General features: G+C 47.5%; 17 protein-coding genes and 1 pseudogene. 10 read left to right on the top strand and 8 right to left on the bottom strand.

All coding sequences use genetic code 11. From position 1 onward, the window contains the following. Window positions 1–91: 91 nt before the first annotated feature. The 3 genes from ABVN36_RS09025 (at window position 92) to ABVN36_RS09015 (ending at window position 2,052) form a co-directional block, all read left to right on the top strand. Window positions 92–1,320, top strand: a protein-coding gene (locus tag ABVN36_RS09025) for an IS3 family transposase (RefSeq protein ID WP_164528041.1) whose coding sequence is annotated in 2 segments (ribosomal slippage) — window positions 92–407 and window positions 407–1,320 — 1,230 coding nt in all. Because the reading frame shifts where the segments join, the coding sequence is not laid out codon by codon here. Further along, complete coding sequence (locus ABVN36_RS09020) at window positions 1,295–1,531, top strand: ZirS family two-partner secretion-like system exoprotein (RefSeq protein WP_241371383.1); 237 nt, start codon at window positions 1,295–1,297, stop codon at window positions 1,529–1,531. Before ABVN36_RS09025 ends, ABVN36_RS09020 begins: the two co-directional genes overlap by 26 nt. A 2-nt stretch (window positions 1,532–1,533) precedes the next feature. Next, window positions 1,534–2,052 carry a redoxin family protein gene (locus ABVN36_RS09015; RefSeq protein WP_001518757.1) on the top strand — a complete coding sequence of 173 codons (519 nt, stop codon included), beginning with the start codon at window positions 1,534–1,536 and terminating at the stop codon, window positions 2,050–2,052. 104 nt (window positions 2,053–2,156) lie between these two features. Here ABVN36_RS09015 and ABVN36_RS09010 read toward each other — a convergent pair whose 3' ends face one another. Next, entirely contained in the window at window positions 2,157–2,495 is a 339-nt protein-coding gene (locus tag ABVN36_RS09010) for an antibiotic biosynthesis monooxygenase (RefSeq protein ID WP_000051812.1), read from the bottom strand. Between the two features lie 27 nt (window positions 2,496–2,522). Further along, a complete protein-coding gene (locus ABVN36_RS09005; protein WP_017441303.1) occupies window positions 2,523–3,209 on the bottom strand; it encodes a B3/4 domain-containing protein in 687 nt (228 codons plus the stop codon). Between the two features lie 43 nt (window positions 3,210–3,252). Here ABVN36_RS09005 and ABVN36_RS09000 point away from each other — a divergent pair, with 43 nt between their 5' ends. Next, window positions 3,253–3,855, top strand: coding sequence for a helix-turn-helix domain-containing protein (locus tag ABVN36_RS09000; protein WP_000163366.1), 603 nt, complete (start codon window positions 3,253–3,255; stop codon window positions 3,853–3,855). Between the two features lie 85 nt (window positions 3,856–3,940). On the opposite strand, the gene ABVN36_RS08995 is transcribed toward ABVN36_RS09000, so the two are convergent. Then, window positions 3,941–4,972, bottom strand: coding sequence for a mechanosensitive ion channel family protein (locus ABVN36_RS08995; RefSeq protein ID WP_000493671.1), 1,032 nt, complete (start codon window positions 4,970–4,972; stop codon window positions 3,941–3,943). A gap of 238 nt (window positions 4,973–5,210) precedes the next feature. On the opposite strand from ABVN36_RS08995, the gene ABVN36_RS08990 reads away from it, so the two are divergent. Continuing rightward, complete coding sequence (locus ABVN36_RS08990; RefSeq protein WP_000605645.1) at window positions 5,211–5,465, top strand: DUF2534 family protein; 255 nt, start codon at window positions 5,211–5,213, stop codon at window positions 5,463–5,465. Window positions 5,466–5,519: 54 nt separating this feature from the next. Here the strand turns inward: ABVN36_RS08990 and uspE are convergent, their stop codons facing one another. From uspE to ogt, 3 genes are all read right to left on the bottom strand, one after another. After that, on the bottom strand, window positions 5,520–6,467 hold the full coding sequence (gene uspE / locus ABVN36_RS08985; protein ID WP_001262138.1) for a universal stress protein UspE: 948 nt from the start codon (window positions 6,465–6,467) through the stop codon (window positions 5,520–5,522). A gap of 150 nt (window positions 6,468–6,617) precedes the next feature. Beyond that, entirely contained in the window at window positions 6,618–7,370 is a 753-nt protein-coding gene (gene fnr, locus ABVN36_RS08980) for a fumarate/nitrate reduction transcriptional regulator Fnr (protein ID WP_000611914.1), read from the bottom strand. Window positions 7,371–7,565: 195 nt separating this feature from the next. Continuing rightward, window positions 7,566–8,081: a methylated-DNA--[protein]-cysteine S-methyltransferase gene (ogt, locus tag ABVN36_RS08975; RefSeq protein ID WP_000945036.1), complete on the bottom strand. Its 516-nt coding sequence runs from the start codon at window positions 8,079–8,081 to the stop codon at window positions 7,566–7,568. A 257-nt stretch (window positions 8,082–8,338) separates the two neighbouring features. On the opposite strand from ogt, the gene smrA reads away from it, so the two are divergent. The 4 genes from smrA to dbpA all read left to right on the top strand — a co-directional run bounded on the left by smrA (window position 8,339) and on the right by dbpA (window position 13,438). Further along, a complete protein-coding gene (smrA, locus tag ABVN36_RS08970; protein ID WP_001046797.1) occupies window positions 8,339–8,902 on the top strand; it encodes a DNA endonuclease SmrA in 564 nt (187 codons plus the stop codon). A gap of 392 nt (window positions 8,903–9,294) precedes the next feature. Continuing rightward, window positions 9,295–10,449: a methyl-accepting chemotaxis protein gene (locus ABVN36_RS08965; protein ID WP_050901173.1), complete on the top strand. Its 1,155-nt coding sequence runs from the start codon at window positions 9,295–9,297 to the stop codon at window positions 10,447–10,449. 145 nt (window positions 10,450–10,594) lie between these two features. After that, window positions 10,595–11,578, top strand: a complete 984-nt coding sequence (gene zntB, locus ABVN36_RS08960; RefSeq protein ID WP_000387373.1) for a zinc transporter ZntB — start codon at window positions 10,595–10,597, stop codon at window positions 11,576–11,578. A gap of 486 nt (window positions 11,579–12,064) precedes the next feature. Then, window positions 12,065–13,438: an ATP-dependent RNA helicase DbpA gene (gene dbpA, locus ABVN36_RS08955; protein ID WP_000123694.1), complete on the top strand. Its 1,374-nt coding sequence runs from the start codon at window positions 12,065–12,067 to the stop codon at window positions 13,436–13,438. A 43-nt stretch (window positions 13,439–13,481) separates the two neighbouring features. Here the strand turns inward: dbpA and ttcA are convergent, their stop codons facing one another. Continuing rightward, entirely contained in the window at window positions 13,482–14,417 is a 936-nt protein-coding gene (gene ttcA / locus ABVN36_RS08950; protein ID WP_001156217.1) for a tRNA 2-thiocytidine(32) synthetase TtcA, read from the bottom strand. A gap of 94 nt (window positions 14,418–14,511) precedes the next feature. Continuing rightward, a pseudogene (locus tag ABVN36_RS08945) lies at window positions 14,512–14,663 on the bottom strand (tyrosine-type recombinase/integrase); the annotation flags it as partial. Between the two features lie 429 nt (window positions 14,664–15,092). On the opposite strand from ABVN36_RS08945, the gene ABVN36_RS08940 reads away from it, so the two are divergent. Further along, a complete protein-coding gene (locus tag ABVN36_RS08940; protein ID WP_023137899.1) occupies window positions 15,093–18,515 on the top strand; it encodes a DUF4765 family protein in 3,423 nt (1,140 codons plus the stop codon). Window positions 18,516–18,680: the final 165 nt, after the last annotated feature.

The raw sequence follows: 18,680 nt of genomic DNA, 5'->3' as shown, positions 1-18,680 counted from the left end.
TAGACTGGCCCCCTGAATCTCCAGACAACCAATATCACTTAAATAAGTGATAGTCTTAATACTAGTTTTTAGACTAGTCATTGGAGAGCAGATGATTGATGTCTTAGGACCGGAGAAACGCAGACGGCGTACTACACAGGAAAAGATCGCTATTGTTCAGCAGAGTTTTGAACCGGGAATGACGGTCTCCCTTGTTGCCCGGCAACACGGTGTGGCAGCCAGCCAGTTATTTCTCTGGCGCAAGCAATACCAGGAGGGAAGTCTTACTGCTGTGGCCGCAGGAGAGCAGGTCGTTCCTGCCTCTGAACTTGCTGCTGCCATGAAGCAGATTAAAGAACTCCAGCGCCTGCTCGGCAAAAAAACGATGGAAAATGAACTCCTTAAAGAAGCCGTTGAATACGGGCGTGCAAAAAAGTGGATAGCGCACGCGCCCTTATTGCCCGGGGATGGGGAGTAAGCTTAGTCAGCCGTTGTCTCCGGGTGTCGCGTGCGCAGTTGCACGTAATTCTCAGACGAACCGATGGCTGGAAAGATGGTCGCCGCAGCCGTCACTCAGATGATACGGATGTGCTTCTCCGTATACACCATGTTATCGGAGAGCTGCCCACGTATGGTTATCGTCGGGTATGGGCGCTGCTTCGCAGACAGGCCGAACTTGATGGTATGCCTGCGATCAATGCCAAACGTGTTTACCGGATCATGCGCCAGAATGCGCTGTTGCTTGAGCGAAAAACCGCTGTACCGCCATCGAAACGGGCACATACTGGCAAAGTGGCCGTGAAAGAAAGCAATCAACGATGGTGCTCTGACGGGTTCGAGTTCCGCTGTGATAACGGAGAAAAACTGCGAGTCACGTTCGCGCTGGACTGCTGTGACCGTGAGGCACTGCACTGGGCAGTCACTACGGGCGGCTTCGACAGTGAAACAGTACAGGACGTAATGCTGGGAGCGGTGGAACGCCGCTTCGGCAACGAGCTTCCGGCGTCTCCAGTAGAGTGGCTGACGGATAATGGTTCATGCTACCGGGCTAATGAAACACGGCAGTTTGCCCGGATGTTGGGGCTTGAACCGAAGAACACGGCGGTGCGGAGTCCGGAGAGTAACGGCATAGCAGAGAGCTTCGTGAAAACGATAAAGCGTGACTACATCAGTATCATGCCTAAACCAGACGGGTTAACGGCAGCAAAGAACCTTGCAGAGGCGTTCGAGCATTATAACGAATGGCATCCGCATAGTGCACTGGGTTATCGCTCGCCACGGGAATATCTGCGGCAGCAGGCCAGTAATGGGTTAAGTGATAACAGGTGTCTGGAAATATAGGGGCAAATCCAATCTTGAGGTAAGTTATTACTTTGGTCATAATGGGGAATGGGATATTTCCTCGGTCAAGAAAGGTTCTAATCCAGGCGAGTATATACAAACGGTAACCTATAAAGGTGCTAATGGCAGTAGAAACCCAAGGGTATTCATCAAATATGATTATCTAGGCAAATCTCTTTTGTCTAAAGAAATTCGGATTACAGGGAAATAATTATGACACCAACAACAACACAGGATTATATCTCATTGGGTCAGGAACACGCTGTCACCTTTGGCAAAACGCAGCTGACCCTCAAACCCGGTATACTGGCTGAAGGCGAACCATTACCCTGCACAAAGGGGCTGGTGAGCCATAATTTATTACCGGGTTACTGTATCCCGGGGATAAAAAAGCGGATTATTGTCGTCCCGTCACTGGATACGCCGGTTTGTGAATGGCAGGTAAAAGACTATAGTGACCGCCTTAAATCAGCGGGTAGCCACTCAAACCGGGCGGTATATGTGCTGAGTATGGATACGCCATTTGCTCAGGCCCGTTTTATTCGGGAACATGATATTCATCCCGGCATAACCTTTGTTTCTGACTACGCTTGCCGCCAGTTTTTGGATAATTCCGGGCTGAAAATTAATGAGCTCAGTATTTTTGCCAGAGCGTTGATAGAGTGCGATGAAAATAATGTGGTTACGCGTGTTATTGTACCACGAGATATCACTCATCTTCCTGTTTACTAATCACTTATATCAGCACCGTCCCTGCACAGAGAACCGAATAACCGGCAATGCAGGGGCGCAGGCATCCTCCTGTGTGCCCCACATTTAATACATATACTATTGCATCACGCATAAGGAACTGAAAATGATGCCAGCGGATGGGGCAGGTTAACGTTATGGCACCCCTGAATTTCTGCAATAATCGTCTGGTAACCGGAAAGCCACTTATGACTTTGTGATTTGGCCTGCTGGTGCTGTAAATTATTTATCAATAGCTCCATTGATTCGCGGGTCTGCCAGTAATAATTATTAACCATTCTTCCGCTGGCGGCATCGGTATAGCTTTCCATCCCAATATAGCCATCAATAGACTGCGTATAGCGCTCAATCCAGCCATCCAGTTGATAAAACTCTTCGTCGTACTCTTTTTTTTCGAAAATAAAACTTGTCAGAAACAGCGACATGGTATTTCTCCTGTTACGCAATATCAATCAAACACCTATCAACGTGGATTCAAAACGTAAACCTGGCATCATTTTTTCAAGGCCGTCAGTCAGCATGTTTCCTGCCGCGTACAATTCATCAACCGGCATTTCCGGCAAGCTTTCAAGGATAAACCACATCGCTTTATCTGAAGCGCTTAGTCGGGTACGTACTCCCTGACGCCAGTTCCAGCGCCGACAGGTGACGCCTCTGTCATCGCGCCAGATAACTTCGCCCGGTTCTGGCGACTCGGTGGCGGGTTGTCCTTCTTTCAGAGTATCAAATGTTTCACTACCGTCTGCGAAAACCAGCCGCGGCGATCCACAATAAGCCGCGCTATTTTCGCCGCCTACCGGTACGGCATAGCGCAGGCTCACGGCGTTATAAAGATCAACGACCGGGTCCAGCGCCGCCATTGTTCCATCCTTCAACACGCGTTTTCGTAGCGCTTCAGCCGAGCAGGGGGTGCGCTTTGGTTTTGCGCCGAATGCTTTAAACACCGCATTCCAGGCGTCTATATGCGCCTGTGCCCACGTCGGTTGGCCGTTAATTACGGCCTGACAGGCCTCTTTTAACGCGATTTCTCCGACCTGCGCATCGCGAATCGGAGCGGCAATAACATTAATACTTAATGCACGAAAGCCGGGAGCGATACGGGCCAGTTCCGGGCTGATTGACGGTAACATAGAAGACATCGCATAATCCTGTAATGACTATTTTCTTCTATGATATCGACCAATGACCAAAAAAGTCAACTTATCGACCACGGCGGGCGCCGACGTCAGCACAATAAATGAAGCTGTTTCCCAACGTATCAAACAATTTCGTAGCCAAAAAAAGATGTCGCTGGATGAGCTTGCGCGGCGTTCCGGCGTCAGTAAAGGAATGCTGGTGGAAATTGAAGGCTGTAAAGCCAATCCAAGCATTGCGCTGTTATGTAAGATCGCGGCGGCAATGGGAGTGTCCGTGGCGGATTTTGTCAACGTCGCCAGCGAGCCGATGGTCCATCTTATCGACCGGGATGCTATTCCGGTGTTGTGGCGCGGCGAGAAAGGCGGCAGCGCAAAACTAATGGCGGGAACCAGCGGGCCGGATATGCTGGAACTCTGGCAATGGATAATGCATCCTGGTGAACAGTTTGAATCGGCAGGGCATCCGGCAGACACCTGTGAATTACTGTTTGTTAATCAGGGAACACTGACATTAACAGTCGACGGTAGACGCTTTATTATTCGGGAGGGCTGCTCCGCTGTAGCCAGAACCGACATGCCTCATGCCTACGTTAACGACACTAATGAGGTGCTTGAATTTACCATGACGGTGAATGAAAAGAGCCGTTGATCACCGTGAGGAAGGCGCTAACAACCCGTTATCCGGACAGGGAAGCCTCGGTGCCCGATAAGCGTTATCGGGCACTGGCTATCTTTTATTTTGTCGCAGGCGCGGCCTCCGGGTCATCGATATAGAGCGTCTGGCTTGGGAAGGCGAAGTCAGCGCCGTTTTCCTGGACAATCGCAATAATTTTCAGGTAAACATCCTGCTGTACGGCAAGCCATTCCTGCCATACTGTTGTTTTGGTAAAGCAATACACCATAATATTCAGCGAAGAGTCGGCGAATTCATTAAAATAGACCAACAGCGTCTGTTTCTGATCGATATCGCTGTGCGCCTGCAGCATGTTTCTGATAGCGTCAACAATGAGGCCAATTTTGTCGGCATCTTCGTAACGTAACCCAATAACCGTTTTTATTCGACGGTTGGTCATCCGTCCCGGATTCTCAACGCTAATGGATGAAAAGACGGAATTAGGCACGTACAACGGGCGGTGGTCGAATGTGTTAATTCGCGTAATTCGCCAGCCGATTTCGGCGACCGTACCTTCGATATTTCTGTCAGGAGAACGAATCCAGTCTCCGATACTGAAGGGGCGATCGAAATAGAGCATAATACCGGAGAAAAAATTGCTCAGGACATCTTTGCCCGCCATACCAACAGCGATACCGCCGATACCGCCAAAGGTCAGCAGACCGGACAGACTCATGCCAAAATGTTCTCCATACAGTAAGACAATCGCGACAATAATGGTTATTTTTATGACCCGTGCCAGAATACGGGTACTGGTGACATCTCTACCTTTATTGACCTGTGCTTTTTCAAATTGGTTAATAATCAGGAAAAGTTTTATCGTCAGAATAAGCGCAATGAGCGAGGTGCAGATAAAATCAATGACCCCGGAAGAGATAAAACGCAAATTATAATCTTCAATAGCATTATTCAGGATGCTCCCGATGGTTCCAATAATAATCGCGTAAATAAAAAACTGTGCCGCATGGAACGTGAATCCTTTCTTCCACTGTACGTTACGGCTGAGCCAAAATCTCACGACCAGCAACGCCATACCGCAACTGAAAAGTATCGCCAGATTAAATGCGTTTTTGAGAAAAAATTCAGTGAACATTATTGTTTTCCGCTCCTTCCTACGATAACAGCTCAGAATGACCTGATTAACAGGTATTTTACCCAGGATAAACGCGTAGATCATCGATAAGTAAAAAGAAGAAATAGTGCTATCAGCTTTAATCTCAGCGGTTTACTTTTTATGTAAATACATTGTCACGTTTTATAGAGCAGACATCGCGTGATTGTCATGGTATTGTTGCCATCAGGTAACAAAGTCATCTGTAAAGGACAATACTATGATCATGATGAAGCTGAAATCGGCGAAGGGGAAAAAATTTCTGTTATGCCTGCTGGCAGTGTTTATCGTTGCGGCATCGGTGGTAACGCGCGCGACTATCGGCGGTGTGATTGAGCAGTATCATATTCCACTGTCCGAGTGGACAAGCTCTATGTATGCCATTCAGTCGGCAATGATTTTCGTTTACAGTCTGGTGTTCACTATTCTGCTGGCGATTCCTTTGGGGATCTATTTCCTCGGCGGAGATGAGTAACAGGAATGAGGTATTGGCCGGATGGCAGCGCCATCCGGCAGGACGGAAGAGGGATTAATCGTCCTCGTCGTCCAGTTCCACCGGTGTTTGATACTCATCAGGCTTAATGACTAACAGGTCGCAGCGCAGATGGTCAATGACCTGTTCGGCCGTGTTCCCTAGAAACGCGGCCGAGAGTCCGGTACGTCCAACGGTGCCAAGCACAACGATCCCCGCCTGGAGGTGTTCGGCAAGATCCGGGATAACTTCTTCCGGCAAGCCTTTTTCTACATGCGTAACTTTTTCATCAATGCTGAATTTCTGGCGCAGCGCTTTCATCGCCAGTAAATGCTGGCCTCTGATGGCGTCGTTATACACGCTGGGATCAAATTCCGGCAGCTCAATGGCGATATTGATTGGCGTAACGGGGTAGGCGCCGACCAGGTGTACTTCGGTATGATTAACCTGCTCCGCCAATTGTAAGGTCTCTTTTACCAGCTTTTCGTTGAGAGCATTGTGATAGGGCTCTTCGCTTGCCAGGTTCACGGCGACCAGTGCTTTGCCGCCTTCTGGCCACGGCTGATCTTTGACCATCCACACGGGGCTTGGGCATTTACGCAGCAAATGCCAGTCGGTAGGGGTAAAAATGACCGCTTCCAGTCGATCGTGCTGATGCGCCATTTTCAACACCAGATCGTGACTGCCGGCGATAACCTCCTGGATGATGGCCTCAAAGGGACGATTGTGCCAGACCACTTTAATTTCAATGGGGACACCGGCTTCAAGATAATATTTCGCCTGCTCACGTATCCAGGCTGTGCGTTGACTTATTACGCCCTGACGCATTGCGGTGCGTTCGTCAGGAGAAAGCAGGGTGGTCATCTCATACGAGAAATCGTAAATAGGCAGGAAAGCTTTAATTTTGCCGCCAATCCGTTGATGCAAATAAACTGCTCGCCGTAATGCGGGTTGGTCGTCCTGATTGGGATCGATGACCACCAGCATATTTTGATACATAGCCATACAGGGTCTCCTTACAACTGTCATCGCAGTTTGTAACTAAAGAGTAACTCAAATATGGTGAATGAAACAGAGGAAGCGCTTCTGCCAGATCAATAAATGAGAAAAATTTAACGATATGGCAGAAGATAACATCAATGGTTTAGCTGACGTTTAAGCGACGTTGCGGGTATGACCGGCGAGGGCCGCCAGCGCATCGCTGTTTTCAATAGTAATATACTTACCTTTCACCGCCAGCATACCGCTTTTCTGGAAACGCCCCAGCAGACGGCTAATAGTTTCGACTGTTAAGCCCAGATAGTTGCCGATATCGCCACGGGTCATCGTCAGGCGGAATTCGCGCGGTGAAAAACCACGCTGCGCAAAGCGGCGGGACAGGTTGTAAATAAACGCAGCCAGACGTTCTTCGGCGTTTTTCTTCGACAATAACAGGATCATATCCTGATCGCCTTTAATTTCACCGCTCATCAGACGCATCATTTGCTGACGCAGGTTAGGCATTTTGCCGGATAGGTCATCCAGTGTCTCAAAGGGTATTTCACATACCATTGAGGTTTCCAGCGCCTGTGCAAAGCTCGGATGATGACCGCTGCCAATGGCGTCAAAACCCACCAGGTCGCCTGCTAAATGGAATCCAGTAATCTGCTCATCGCCTTGCTCGGTAATGGTGTAGCTCTTAATCGTTCCGGAGCGGATAGCATAGAGCGATTTCAATTCATCACCTGCTTTAAACAGAGTTTGCCCTTTCTGAATGGGCTTTTTGCGCTCGATGATATTATCAAGCTGATCAAGCTCATGCTCGTTAAGTGTGAACGGGATGCAAAGCTGGCTGATACTGCAATCCTGGCAATGGATAGCACAACCGCCAGACTGAATGCGCCGTATAATTCGCTTTTCCGGGATCATAGGTCTGCTCAAGCCGTAATTGATATTTGTCAATTTTAACATCTTTTTGGTGAGCGCGTAAGTCTGAGCTATCCCGGAGAAGGAATAATTCAAGTATAAGTTTGATGAATACTTTTATCTATTTGAAAACACGTAATTTATTTGTTGTTGCTTTACATAAAAGTGTGACCGATAAGGCACTTTTTGCCTGTATTTTCATAATAAAAGATAGCCTTCATGGCGTAATAGCCACTCTTTTCGCTGCACGCCGCCTGCGTATCCGGTCAGAGTGCCGTTACGCCCAATGACGCGATGGCAGGGAACAACAATACTGATGGGGTTAGCGCCATTCGCAGCACCGACTGCGCGTGCGGCGCCCGGTCGTCCCAGTTGCGCCGCCAGCTGACCATAGTGCATCACCTGCCCGCAGGGGATAGCGCGCAACGCCTGCCATACTTCCCGTTGAAAAGGCGTGCCCCCCGTGGCGGTTTCCAGGGTATCAATTACGGCGAGATTGCCTGCAAAATAATCTGCAAGCTTATCGCTGAGTCCACCGGGGTTAGTCGCGGAAACGCGTTCATAGCCTTCGTGACGGTAGTGGATATTTAGCAGTTGCTCCATACGATCGCGGTACTGTTCCCACTCAATGGCCCGCAGTCGAAACTGCTCATCGCAAACCACCCATAACGGACCTAATGGCGTGGCTATCTTCTCTTCAAGTAATCTCAGCATCCGTTCTCTCACATCGTCTTAATCTAACGTAAGAGACAAGATATCATGCCAGGAATACCCGCAACCATACTCCTTAAAAGATAGTCAGGGATAACACATTTAGCGACAGTAATATCGTTGGTGGAGAAAAAGGGAGCCGGGCGAGGCGGTTAATTGCCTGACATTGTCGCTGTTATTGGAAATAACTGTAAACCGTTGTCGGTATAACAGGGCACGGCTATGATAACGGCAGTCGCAAAAACGCTGGAGGATGAACCATGAACCTTGACGATAAAGCGCTGTTTCTTGACGCCATGGAGGATGTCCAGCCGCTGAAACGCCATAATGATGTACACTGGCAGCCAACGCGTAATCTTAAAACGCCCCAGCGTATCGACACGCTTCAGCTTGATAATTTCCTGACGACGGGCTTTCTGGATATTCTGCCGCTGAATGAACCGCTGGAATTTCGTCGGGAAGGATTGCAGCAGGGTGTCATCGACAAGTTACGCAGTGGGAAATATCCTCAGCAAGCCAGCCTCAATTTGTTACGCCAGCCGGTCGAAACGTGCCGAAAAATGCTGTTTCGTTTTATCCTGGAGGCGCAGAAAGAGGGGTTGCGTAATGTCCTGATCATTCATGGTAAAGGGCGAGAGGCGAAGTCGCATGCCAATATCGTCCGAAGCTATGTGGCCCGCTGGTTGACAGAGTTTGAAGATGTACAGGCTTATTGTTCGGCGCTGCCGCACCATGGCGGCGGCGGGGCATGTTATGTCGCGTTACGTAAAACGGTGCAGGCTAAACAGGATAACTGGGAGCGCCATGCGAAGCGTAGTCGGTAAATCGTTGCCGCTGGCGGACAGGACCGCCAGCGCAAGCTCGCGCGAACCCGATTTTATGCCTGATGCTCAGGATTCTGCAAGAGAACGGGCGATAACGCTGTCCACAGTAATAACACGGAGAAACAGTCATTCGCTTATTTAAGCGTCTGTTAAAATATACTGGCTTTCGACTTAACTATTAAGCAGAAAATGGTGATAAGTACATCACTTGTCAATATGGATGGATGAATATCCTGGCATAGCGAATATAGGTGATTTTATCTGTTGCACTAAGGGAAATGGCGATGGTCTGGTATTGAATATGGAGAATGTCAAAGAAACGAATGGCAATAGGTATCTGAAATGCTATAAAAATAAAACCTGTCTCCTATCCTGGTTGTAGGCCGTCAAAAATGTTGAGAAATATCAGCGTCAGGACATGCATTATTCTATTCATGGTATGTACGTTTCTTTTGGTGGATACTTTACAAATAGCTTTTCTGCACGATCTCCCTATTTTAATTACGTGTAATATCATTTATCTGATCTCGACATTACTGCTTTGGTGGTATATGACCTGCTATCTGGTAGTGCCAATTAATACCGTGAAGAAAAGTATTGAAGAGGTCGCAGCAGGAAACTTGTCTATTCATATCTCCGAATTTGGCAATAATTGCGCCGGGCGACTCATCCCCGGGATTAATAGTCTGTCGGAGAATATTTCCGCGCTGGTACGTGAAATCAGATCCTCTTCGCAAACGGCAATGACCCTTTCCGAACAACTGGCGGCGCGCAGTATGTCGCTATCCGTAAAGACGGAACAGCAGTCGGCCTCGTTAATTCAAACTGCCGCCAGTATGGATGAAATGGCGGCGAGTACCAAAAACAATGCGGATAATACCCGAATGGCGAGCATACAGGCGGATTGTGCAACCCAATGCGCCCGTAAAGGCGGTGAATTAATGGTGCGGGTTACAGAAAATATGCGTTCTATTACCGACTGTGCCTCGCAGATGACTGAGATTATTTCATTGATTGACGGTATCGCATTCCAGACTAATATTCTGGCGCTTAACGCGGCGGTAGAGGCTGCGCGGGCGGGCGATCATGGAAAAGATTTCTCCGTGGTGGCCGGGGAAGTGCGTAATCTGGCGCATCGTAGCGCTGAGGCGGCAAAAAATATCAAGGCGCTGATCGACGTTACGCATGACAATGTGCGGCAGGGGGCCGCCATAGTGCAGGAGGCTGAAAAAAATATGCAGGAGATTGTTGGCGGTTCCGGGCAATTAAACGTGCTGATGAGTGAAATTTCCACCACCACGCGGGAGCAGGAAAAAGGCATTAACCAGATAACACTGGCGTTGAGCGATCTGGAAAGCGCAACCCATAGCAATGTCTTAATGGTTGAAGCGCTATCTGCTTCTTCGGATGTTTTAAAGGCGCAGGTGATCGAGTTACAGACTAAAACCGACAAATTTCGTTTAAGCCAGCCGGGTTACAGTGAATATGCGCTGTCGCGCTCTCATGTATCACCTCTTTCGACCATCACCAGGCGCGGCCAGGCCTGATAATACATGTTTGGTAAGCGCCTGTTGCTAAGGCGCTTTTTTCGCACGTTCCCGTAATTCTTTTTGCGCAATGAGAAAATGAGAGATTGCTTAACCTTTCCCGAAAGCTAGACTAACGGCATCAGAGTTGTAACGTGGAGGCGCTGTGGAAGCCATTAAGGGATCGGATGTGAACGTGCCGGATGCCGTTTTCGCATGGCTACTGGATGGTCGTGGTGGAGTAAAACCGCTCGAAGATAATGATGTGATCGATAGTCAGCATCCCTGTTGGCTACATCTTAATTATACCCACCCGGACAGCGCCCGCTGGTTGGCTTCAACGCCTTTACTCCCCAATAACGTGCGTGATGCGCTGGCTGGTGAAAGCTCGCGCCCGCGCGTAAGTCGTATGGGGGAAGGGACGCTCATTACGCTGCGCTGTATTAATGGCAGTACTGACGAACGCCCGGATCAATTAGTGGCAATGCGTTTATATATGGACGAGCGATTCATTGTGTCTACCCGTCAGCGAAAGGTTCTGGCGCTGGACGATGTGGTCAGTGATTTGCAGGAGGGCACCGGGCCCGTAGATTGCGGCGGCTGGTTAGTGGATGTGTGCGATGCGTTAACCGATCACGCCAGTGAATTTATTGAAGAGCTACACGATAAAATTATCGATCTGGAAGATAATCTTCTCGACCAGCAAATCCCACCGCGCGGTTTCCTCGCATTGCTACGTAAACAGCTAATTGTTATGCGTCGCTATATGGCGCCGCAGCGCGACGTCTATGCCCGGCTTGCGAGCGAACGGTTGCCGTGGATGAGCGACGATCACCGGCGCAGAATGCAGGATATCGCCGACAGGCTGGGAAGGGGGTTGGATGAAATTGACGCTTGTATCGCGCGTACTGGCATCATGGCGGATGAAATTGCCCAGGTGATGCAGGAGTCTCTGGCGCGCAGAACTTATACCATGTCGCTTATGGCGATGGTTTTTCTGCCCAGCACCTTCTTAACGGGGTTATTTGGCGTTAACCTGGGCGGTATTCCCGGCGGCGGATGGCGGTTCGGCTTTTCTCTGTTTTGTATTCTGTTAGTTGTCCTGATCGGTGGTGTTACTTTATGGTTGCATCGCAGTAAATGGTTGTAACAAAAGCGCTTTTCAGACCATTTCGGGTGAAAAAACGCCGAGAAATTTGAGCGAAGTCAATAAACCATCTACCTATTCGGGGCAATATCTCTCTCGCAGGTGAATGCAACGTCAAGCGATGGGCGTTGCGCTCCATATTGTCTTACTTCCTTTTTTGAATTACTGCATAGCACAATTGATTCGTACGACGCCGACTTAGATTAGTCGGCTTTTTTTTGCCTGTAGACTATCTGCGTCTACCCTTTAAGAGTCTGAATGACATTCTGGAGGGTAATATGAGCTGTCTTTTGACCTTATTATATCTACACTCGTCCTTGTCGGACCCGATTCCCACTGACCCTGTTCCCATTCCTGAGCCGCTTCCCCGTCCTCAGCCGATGCCCGACCCGCCGCCGGACGAAGAACCGATTAAAATGTCGCATCAAACGCCCGGATCTGCGAGGATACGCGCCTGCTGACTATGAGTCGTTACCGCGAGAGTAAATTGTGACCGCTTTTTCAACCCTGAATGTTTTGCCCGCCGCCCAGCTCAATAACCTTACTGAGCTGGGCTATCTTGAGATGACGCCTGTTCAGGCCGCAGCATTACCCGTCATTCTGGCGGGAAATGATGTGCGTGTGCAGGCCAGGACCGGTAGCGGCAAAACGGCGGCGTTTGGTCTTGGGCTCTTGCATCGAATTGACGTCACTTTGTTCCAGACACAGGCGTTAGTTCTTTGTCCGACGCGGGAGCTGGCGGATCAGGTTGCTGGAGAGTTACGTCGCCTGGCCCGTTTTCTGCCAAATACCAAAATTCTGACCTTGTGTGGCGGGCAGCCCTTTGGCGCACAGCGCGACTCGCTTCAGCACGCTCCGCATATCATTGTCGCGACGCCGGGGCGCCTGCTGGATCATTTACAAAAAGAAACCGTATCGCTGGATGCGCTGCACATTCTGGTAATGGATGAAGCAGACCGAATGCTGGACATGGGATTCAGTGACGCCATTGATGAGGTGATCCGCTTTGCGCCTGAGACGCGCCAGACGTTATTGTTTTCAGCAACCTGGCCTGACGCCATTGCGGCGATTAGCGGTCGTGTACAGCAGCAGCCAATACGTATTGAAATCGATACGGTAGATGCGCTACCGGCTATCGAACAACAGTTCTTCGAAACGTCTGCGCATGAAAAAATTTCGCTGCTACAAACGTTGCTTAGCCAGCATCAGCCAGCGTCCTGCGTGGTGTTTTGCAATACCAAAAAAGATTGTCAGGCCGTTTGTGATGCGCTTAATGCGGTAGGACAAAGCGCGTTGGCGCTCCACGGCGATCTGGAACAACGCGACCGCGACCAGACGTTGGTGCGTTTTGCAAATGGCAGCGCGCGCATTCTGGTTGCCACCGACGTTGCCGCGCGAGGGTTAGACATTAAATCGCTCGAACTGGTGGTTAACTATGAACTGGCCTGGGACCCGGAGGTGCATGTCCATCGTATTGGCCGTACGGCGCGCGCGGGAAGCAGCGGCCTGGCGATCAGTTTCTGCGCGCCGGAAGAGGCGCAGCGGGCAAATATTCTTTCAGAAATGCTGCAACTCAAACTGAACTGGCTGAATGCGCCCGCCCGGCAGTCGTTGCTTCCTCTGGCCGCAGAGATGGCTACCCTATGTATTGACGGCGGCAAAAAAGCGAAAATGCGTCCGGGAGATATTTTAGGCGCGCTGACCGGCGATATTGGATTAGACGGGGCGGATATTGGCAAAATTAATGTGCATCCAATGCACGTTTACGTCGCCGTACGTCAAGCAGTAGCGCAAAAAGCCTGGAAGCAGTTGCAAAACGGGAAGATCAAAGGCAAGTCATGCCGGGTACGGCTATTAAAATGATCGATAGCATGGCGTCTCAGCGGAGTGCTGAGACGCCTGCAGATTATTTCACTTCGATAACATCAAGCCGCAACGCCTCTAAGGCGGTGTCATCTTCTTCCGGCTGCCAGCCAGCGGGCTGCAAGGGAATCTCTTCACGATCGAACGCTAAATCGCCGCCGTCGACGACCTCGGAACCGTGAGTGATTCCTTTGAAATCGAACAGGTTAGTGTCACAAAGGTGAGACGGCACGACATTCTGCATGGCGCTAAACATCGTCTCGATCCGTCCAGGATAGCGCTTATCCCAGTCGCGTAGCATGTCGGCAATCACCTGGCGTTGCAGGTTGGGTTGCGAACCGCACAGATTACAAGGAATGATAGGGAAGGCTTTGGCCTCAGCAAAACGGACAATATCTTTCTCGCGGCAGTAAGCCAGCGGGCGGATCACGATATGTTTGCCGTCATCGCTCATCAGCTTCGGCGGCATCCCTTTCATTTTTCCGCCATAGAACATATTCAGAAACAGGGTTTGCAGAATATCGTCGCGATGGTGGCCCAGGGCGATTTTGGTCGCGCCTAATTCAGTCGCCGTACGATACAGGATACCCCGACGCAAACGCGAGCACAGCGAGCAGGTGGTTTTTCCTTCCGGAATCTTCTCTTTCACAATGCCGTAGGTGTTTTCTTCGACGATTTTATATTCTACGCCCAGCTGCTCAAGGTAGGCTGGCAGGATATGTTCCGGGAAACCTGGCTGCTTTTGATCGAGGTTGACGGCGACCAGTGAAAAATTGATCGGGGCGCTTTGCTGCAAATTACGTAAAATTTCCAGCATCGTATAGCTATCTTTGCCGCCAGAAAGGCAAACCATAATGCGATCGCCTTCTTCAATCATATTAAAATCGGCAATCGCTTCGCCAACGTTACGGCGCAGGCGCTTTTGCAACTTGTTGAGGTTGTATTGCTCTTTTTTTGTATTCTTTTGAATTTCTTGCATTATTTCAGTTCTCTGGTACTAAATGGGGCGAACTTTGCAACTACGATAACCGCGCATTCAACATCGCTACTTGTTCGTCGTTCATGTCATCAATCTACATACCGTAAATTTCATACACCATTGCGCAGTTTCATGCCCCATTTGGCTGGCGATAAATGCCGGGTTCGCTCCTGCCGTCAACAGCCAGCAGGCAAAAGTATGTCGCGTATGGTACGGATTACGGCGACGAATGCCAGCACGTTTTAATAGAGATAGTACCTTCGGATATTGTCAACTGTATACATCATGCAGCTAGGTCCGTTAAGAAGTGACGGGCTCAACTGAAATTCAGGCGCTGCTGCGTCCTGATGATGGTACGTTTCAAGTGGTTTCGTGGAGTGAACCGGGACTGGTGTAAAATGATATTCGGCACACCCTTTTTGCTCTTTTATTGGTGATATAAAATAACGTATCAGTATTTTATTATCTAATAAGATAGTGCAGAGTGTTTAATTATCGTTGGGTAAGATCATTTTACCGTATACTATTTAAAATTTTCTTGTTTATTCTGGTGGTCGTATTGAATTAAAAATAGCCTGTATCATATGTACAGTTCAGACAAATTATTTGCGATGAGAATTGCTACCTGATATCTACACCTTATGAAGCATACCATAATTCTGGCTGGAGAACGTAATGCGTATAACAGTAAGTGATATATCAACCAGAGAATCACAGCAGACGGTACAGATACAAGCTATCAGAAGTTGGGATACCATACCGTACCTTTCAATGTTGGATGGACTTTATCAGGACGATATCTTTCATGAGCAAGTGTCTAATTTACCAGAAGAATATATTAAGCTGGATGGGATGGCCAAAGATGAAGAAAAGAACAGATTAAATATTTACGACTTCTTCTTTGAGTCAACACATGAAATTATATATGAAGATATTAAGTCAACATTGGATTTTTATTATTCAAATAGCGCAACCTTCCGTAGGCTGGTTAATTATAAAGTAGAGCGCAGTATCAATGACGATATAGATACCAATAAATGCGAGGTAAAGATATCTCTAAATTACAGTTACGAAAATATTGATGGGGGGCGAGGATATTTATCGCTTCCATTTGATAAGAACGGCTATCCAATTCCCCCTGACTTTCACAACTGTGTGAATGGAATCACATCAGAAAAATTGTTTTTAGATCTATTTCTAAAACATATATTGCACGATCATTTAAATGCAAACGGTGAAGTTACAAACGTTTACGCCAATGTTATTTATAAAGAGATTGATCCCGCTGCAATTGCACATACATCGTCGTGTTTTTCTCAGGTAACGATGAGTGGTGAACATGAGCTATTTAATGTGGATAGCGTAACTGTTCCACCTAAAAGCACTGAGCAAATTATATTTGAGGGAAAGGAAATTCAAAAGCAAATTTTCTTATCTTCTCATAGCCGCAATCATCTTCAGCCAGTAACCATTCATAAAATGGACAGGAGTATTAAAAACATTGCAGTAACTGGTTTGTTATTATCATCAAGATTAGCAGTAACATCTGGTGATTATAGGATAAAAAATGGTAATTCAGAGGGTGAGAATGATTTTTTACCCGTTAAAGAATTACAGAGATATGAAAGGGCTCTCCCGGAGGATCATCCTGCCCCAACTACGGAGCCTAACCTGGCAGGTAAGGTGTTAGATGGCCTATTTGAACACTTTACATCTATGGCGGGAGGACGCCTTATCTCAATACTCAAACTACTGGTAAAAGAACAAGAGGCAAATAGTTATAAAAGAGGCTATCATGAATTACTTGCGTTTTCTCAAACTGGGCAGTGGACGCATGATGGGAGAGCTATTGCCGCTGAATATATGTTCAAAGGTCTTTTAGTTCATTTAAGTGATCGTCTCATTGTTCTCGGTGAGGGAAGTTTCATTTCTGTTCTATCTTTTGTAAGAGAAAATATTCAACATCAATATAAAATATATGAGCTAATGGCGCGTGATATGCTGGTTCATCCTATGCATTTCAGTACTGAGCCTGAACCACTCATGATAGACAGGCCTTTATGGACAAGGGAAAGCCACTATGCGAAAGTCCTGTATGAAAAGTTTCCTGCTATTTCTGGTTCAAGCTTTGACGTTTTCTATGGTAAGGATGCTATTATTACAGCATTAGAAATAGTATCTTTCAATAGACAGGAAAGAGGAAAGAGCGCTTTTAATAAAAAAAGGATGAATCATCTTTTTAAGCTGATTCAATTAGTGATACACCATTTATCCAGCAATGGTGGTGATAGAGTATTGCTTAGCCCTGAAGGCATAAAAAATAATTTTATTATTATGCGTAATATTATTTTTTGGTGTGCAAATATAACGGGGCCAATTAATGATGAAAAAATAGACACAATAGCAAGAAAAATTGTGGTTAATAATAAATTTACCAAAGGTGTTAAATCAACACTTCCCAAAAGTAACGATCCTTTAATATTGTTAATGAAAGCTGCGATCAATAAACAGCTAGACTGGGCGGAGAAATATTATCGAGCAGAGACTCATATGAAGGAACATATGCAGGAGTGTGATATCTTAGGACTAATGGATATCAACAAAATGGTGCAAGAGGCCGTTGTTGGGCTTATTCACGAGATCAGTGATATTGCGCAAAGCAGTTGGCTGACATTAGAAGAACAACATGAGAGACAGGCTCAGGCTCTCGAATCGTTCAAGGAGAAGCTTTCCTCCATGAATGGCGGGCAAGAATTCGTTTATGCATTTAATAAGATTATTCAGGAGGGGTTGGGAGGATTAATTGAGCTGAGCTTTGATCTTGATGATACTATACATCATCGCACAACTTCCTCATTAAGTCCGGCTGCAAGGGCAGGACTTCACCTCTTAGGAACGGTCTGGAATATTGTAATGGGTCTTGTCCCTGGTTTTAACGCTCTGGCTGGTACCAGCAGTATTCTTAACCGGGCTGTTGTGGATAACTCTGCGGATGTGTGCGGTTACGTACAGGATATTATACGTATCGGTATGGAGGCTGTTCCTGTTGCTGGAGCGAAGTTCACAGAAAGAGCGGCAAATGCAAAGTATACGGGCCTCCGATTTGTTGAAAATAAAATACAAAGAGGTGTAGTACGAGCGCCGATTCAAAAGGGGAGTAATTATAAAACTATAGAGTCAATAGAAAATACAGATTTTATTTATCAAAAAAGTAATCAGAAAGTTCTTGAGTTAGGTCCAGCGGGAAACGATGGGCTCTATCGCGCTACCGGTTTTGATAAACAAACGTATGGTTATTACAAACCGTCAGGAGAAGGCTTTTACAGAAAGCAAGCCTCATATCCACCGCTGTCATCGGAAGCGCCTAATACGATAAAATATGGCGACAGAGAGCTCGTTTTAACTAAAGAACCCGGTTCAGAAACGTATCGGGCAACCTATTCGGATAGCGGAAAAGATTCAGCCATGACATTTTACCGATCTTCTGATGGAAGATTTTATCAAGCGTCAGGGCTGAAAGGTGGGGGGCTTATTCGCCATATTGATAAGCCTTATTCAGAGTTAAGAGAAGGAGACGCGGGTTATGATGAAGAACTTCTGGATATAACGGATGATTCCCCCTTACTGGAAGATATACTGGCCTCCTTGTCAGAAGATTTATACCCTACATCAGAAGAAAATGTACAAAGTATTTATAAGAAATACCGGAGTGGGGATGCAGCAGCAGGGGAGACCGAAGTTGTATTATGCCGAGGTACAATAGGTCCGCAGGCTGAAAATATTGTTAGTTTTAAAACAGCAGGCGGTATTGAGGGGGGCGATGTAGAGGTATTGCCTGTCTCTGCTGAAATAGCCCAAGAGCAGGTTCGAAGTGGAAGAATCGTACCTGAATATACCACGGAACTTAGTGTTGCAGACAGGTTCAGCAGGGAGCATTTTCTTATTATCGTTAAGGTAAAAGTCAGATATCTTACACGAGGTAGTGTCAGCGAAAGCGGCTGGGTTATGCCAAAAAACACACCAGTGGACCCTGTTGGTATAATTGACAGGACATATGGTAAAGCAGAAAATACGGGGCAGGCAAACGCTTCTAAGTAATCATAAATCCTGAACAAGTTTATTGTTTTTATCTCTTGTGTATGAAAGATTGCTTTTATACTTTAAATAATTCGACTTGCAGGAAGGCGGCAAGCGAGCGGATCCCCAGGAGCTTACTCAAGTAAGTGACTGGGGTAAGGGAACGCAGCCGCAGCACATGCAACT

The organism is Salmonella sp. SJTUF15581, assembly GCF_043356775.1.
Taxonomy (GTDB): domain Bacteria; phylum Pseudomonadota; class Gammaproteobacteria; order Enterobacterales; family Enterobacteriaceae; genus Salmonella; species Salmonella enterica.
This window is presented reverse-complemented; position numbering and strand designations above follow the sequence as displayed.

Excerpts from the sequence above, each read along its gene's own strand:
- ABVN36_RS09015 (WP_001518757.1), top strand. The coding sequence starts at position 1,534 with ATGACACCAACAACAACACAGGATTATATCTCATTGGGTCAGGAACAC.
- ABVN36_RS09010 (WP_000051812.1), bottom strand. The coding sequence starts at position 2,495 with ATGTCGCTGTTTCTGACAAGTTTTATTTTCGAAAAAAAAGAGTACGAC.
- ABVN36_RS09005 (WP_017441303.1), bottom strand. The coding sequence starts at position 3,209 with ATGTCTTCTATGTTACCGTCAATCAGCCCGGAACTGGCCCGTATCGCT.
- ABVN36_RS09000 (WP_000163366.1), top strand. The coding sequence starts at position 3,253 with ATGACCAAAAAAGTCAACTTATCGACCACGGCGGGCGCCGACGTCAGC.
- ABVN36_RS08995 (WP_000493671.1), bottom strand. The coding sequence starts at position 4,972 with ATGTTCACTGAATTTTTTCTCAAAAACGCATTTAATCTGGCGATACTT.
- ABVN36_RS08990 (WP_000605645.1), top strand. The coding sequence starts at position 5,211 with ATGATCATGATGAAGCTGAAATCGGCGAAGGGGAAAAAATTTCTGTTA.
- uspE (WP_001262138.1), bottom strand. The coding sequence starts at position 6,467 with ATGGCTATGTATCAAAATATGCTGGTGGTCATCGATCCCAATCAGGAC.
- fnr (WP_000611914.1), bottom strand. The coding sequence starts at position 7,370 with ATGATCCCGGAAAAGCGAATTATACGGCGCATTCAGTCTGGCGGTTGT.
- ogt (WP_000945036.1), bottom strand. The coding sequence starts at position 8,081 with ATGCTGAGATTACTTGAAGAGAAGATAGCCACGCCATTAGGTCCGTTA.
- smrA (WP_001046797.1), top strand. The coding sequence starts at position 8,339 with ATGAACCTTGACGATAAAGCGCTGTTTCTTGACGCCATGGAGGATGTC.
- ABVN36_RS08965 (WP_050901173.1), top strand. The coding sequence starts at position 9,295 with ATGTTGAGAAATATCAGCGTCAGGACATGCATTATTCTATTCATGGTA.
- ttcA (WP_001156217.1), bottom strand. The coding sequence starts at position 14,417 with ATGCAAGAAATTCAAAAGAATACAAAAAAAGAGCAATACAACCTCAAC.
- ABVN36_RS08940 (WP_023137899.1), top strand. The coding sequence starts at position 15,093 with ATGCGTATAACAGTAAGTGATATATCAACCAGAGAATCACAGCAGACG.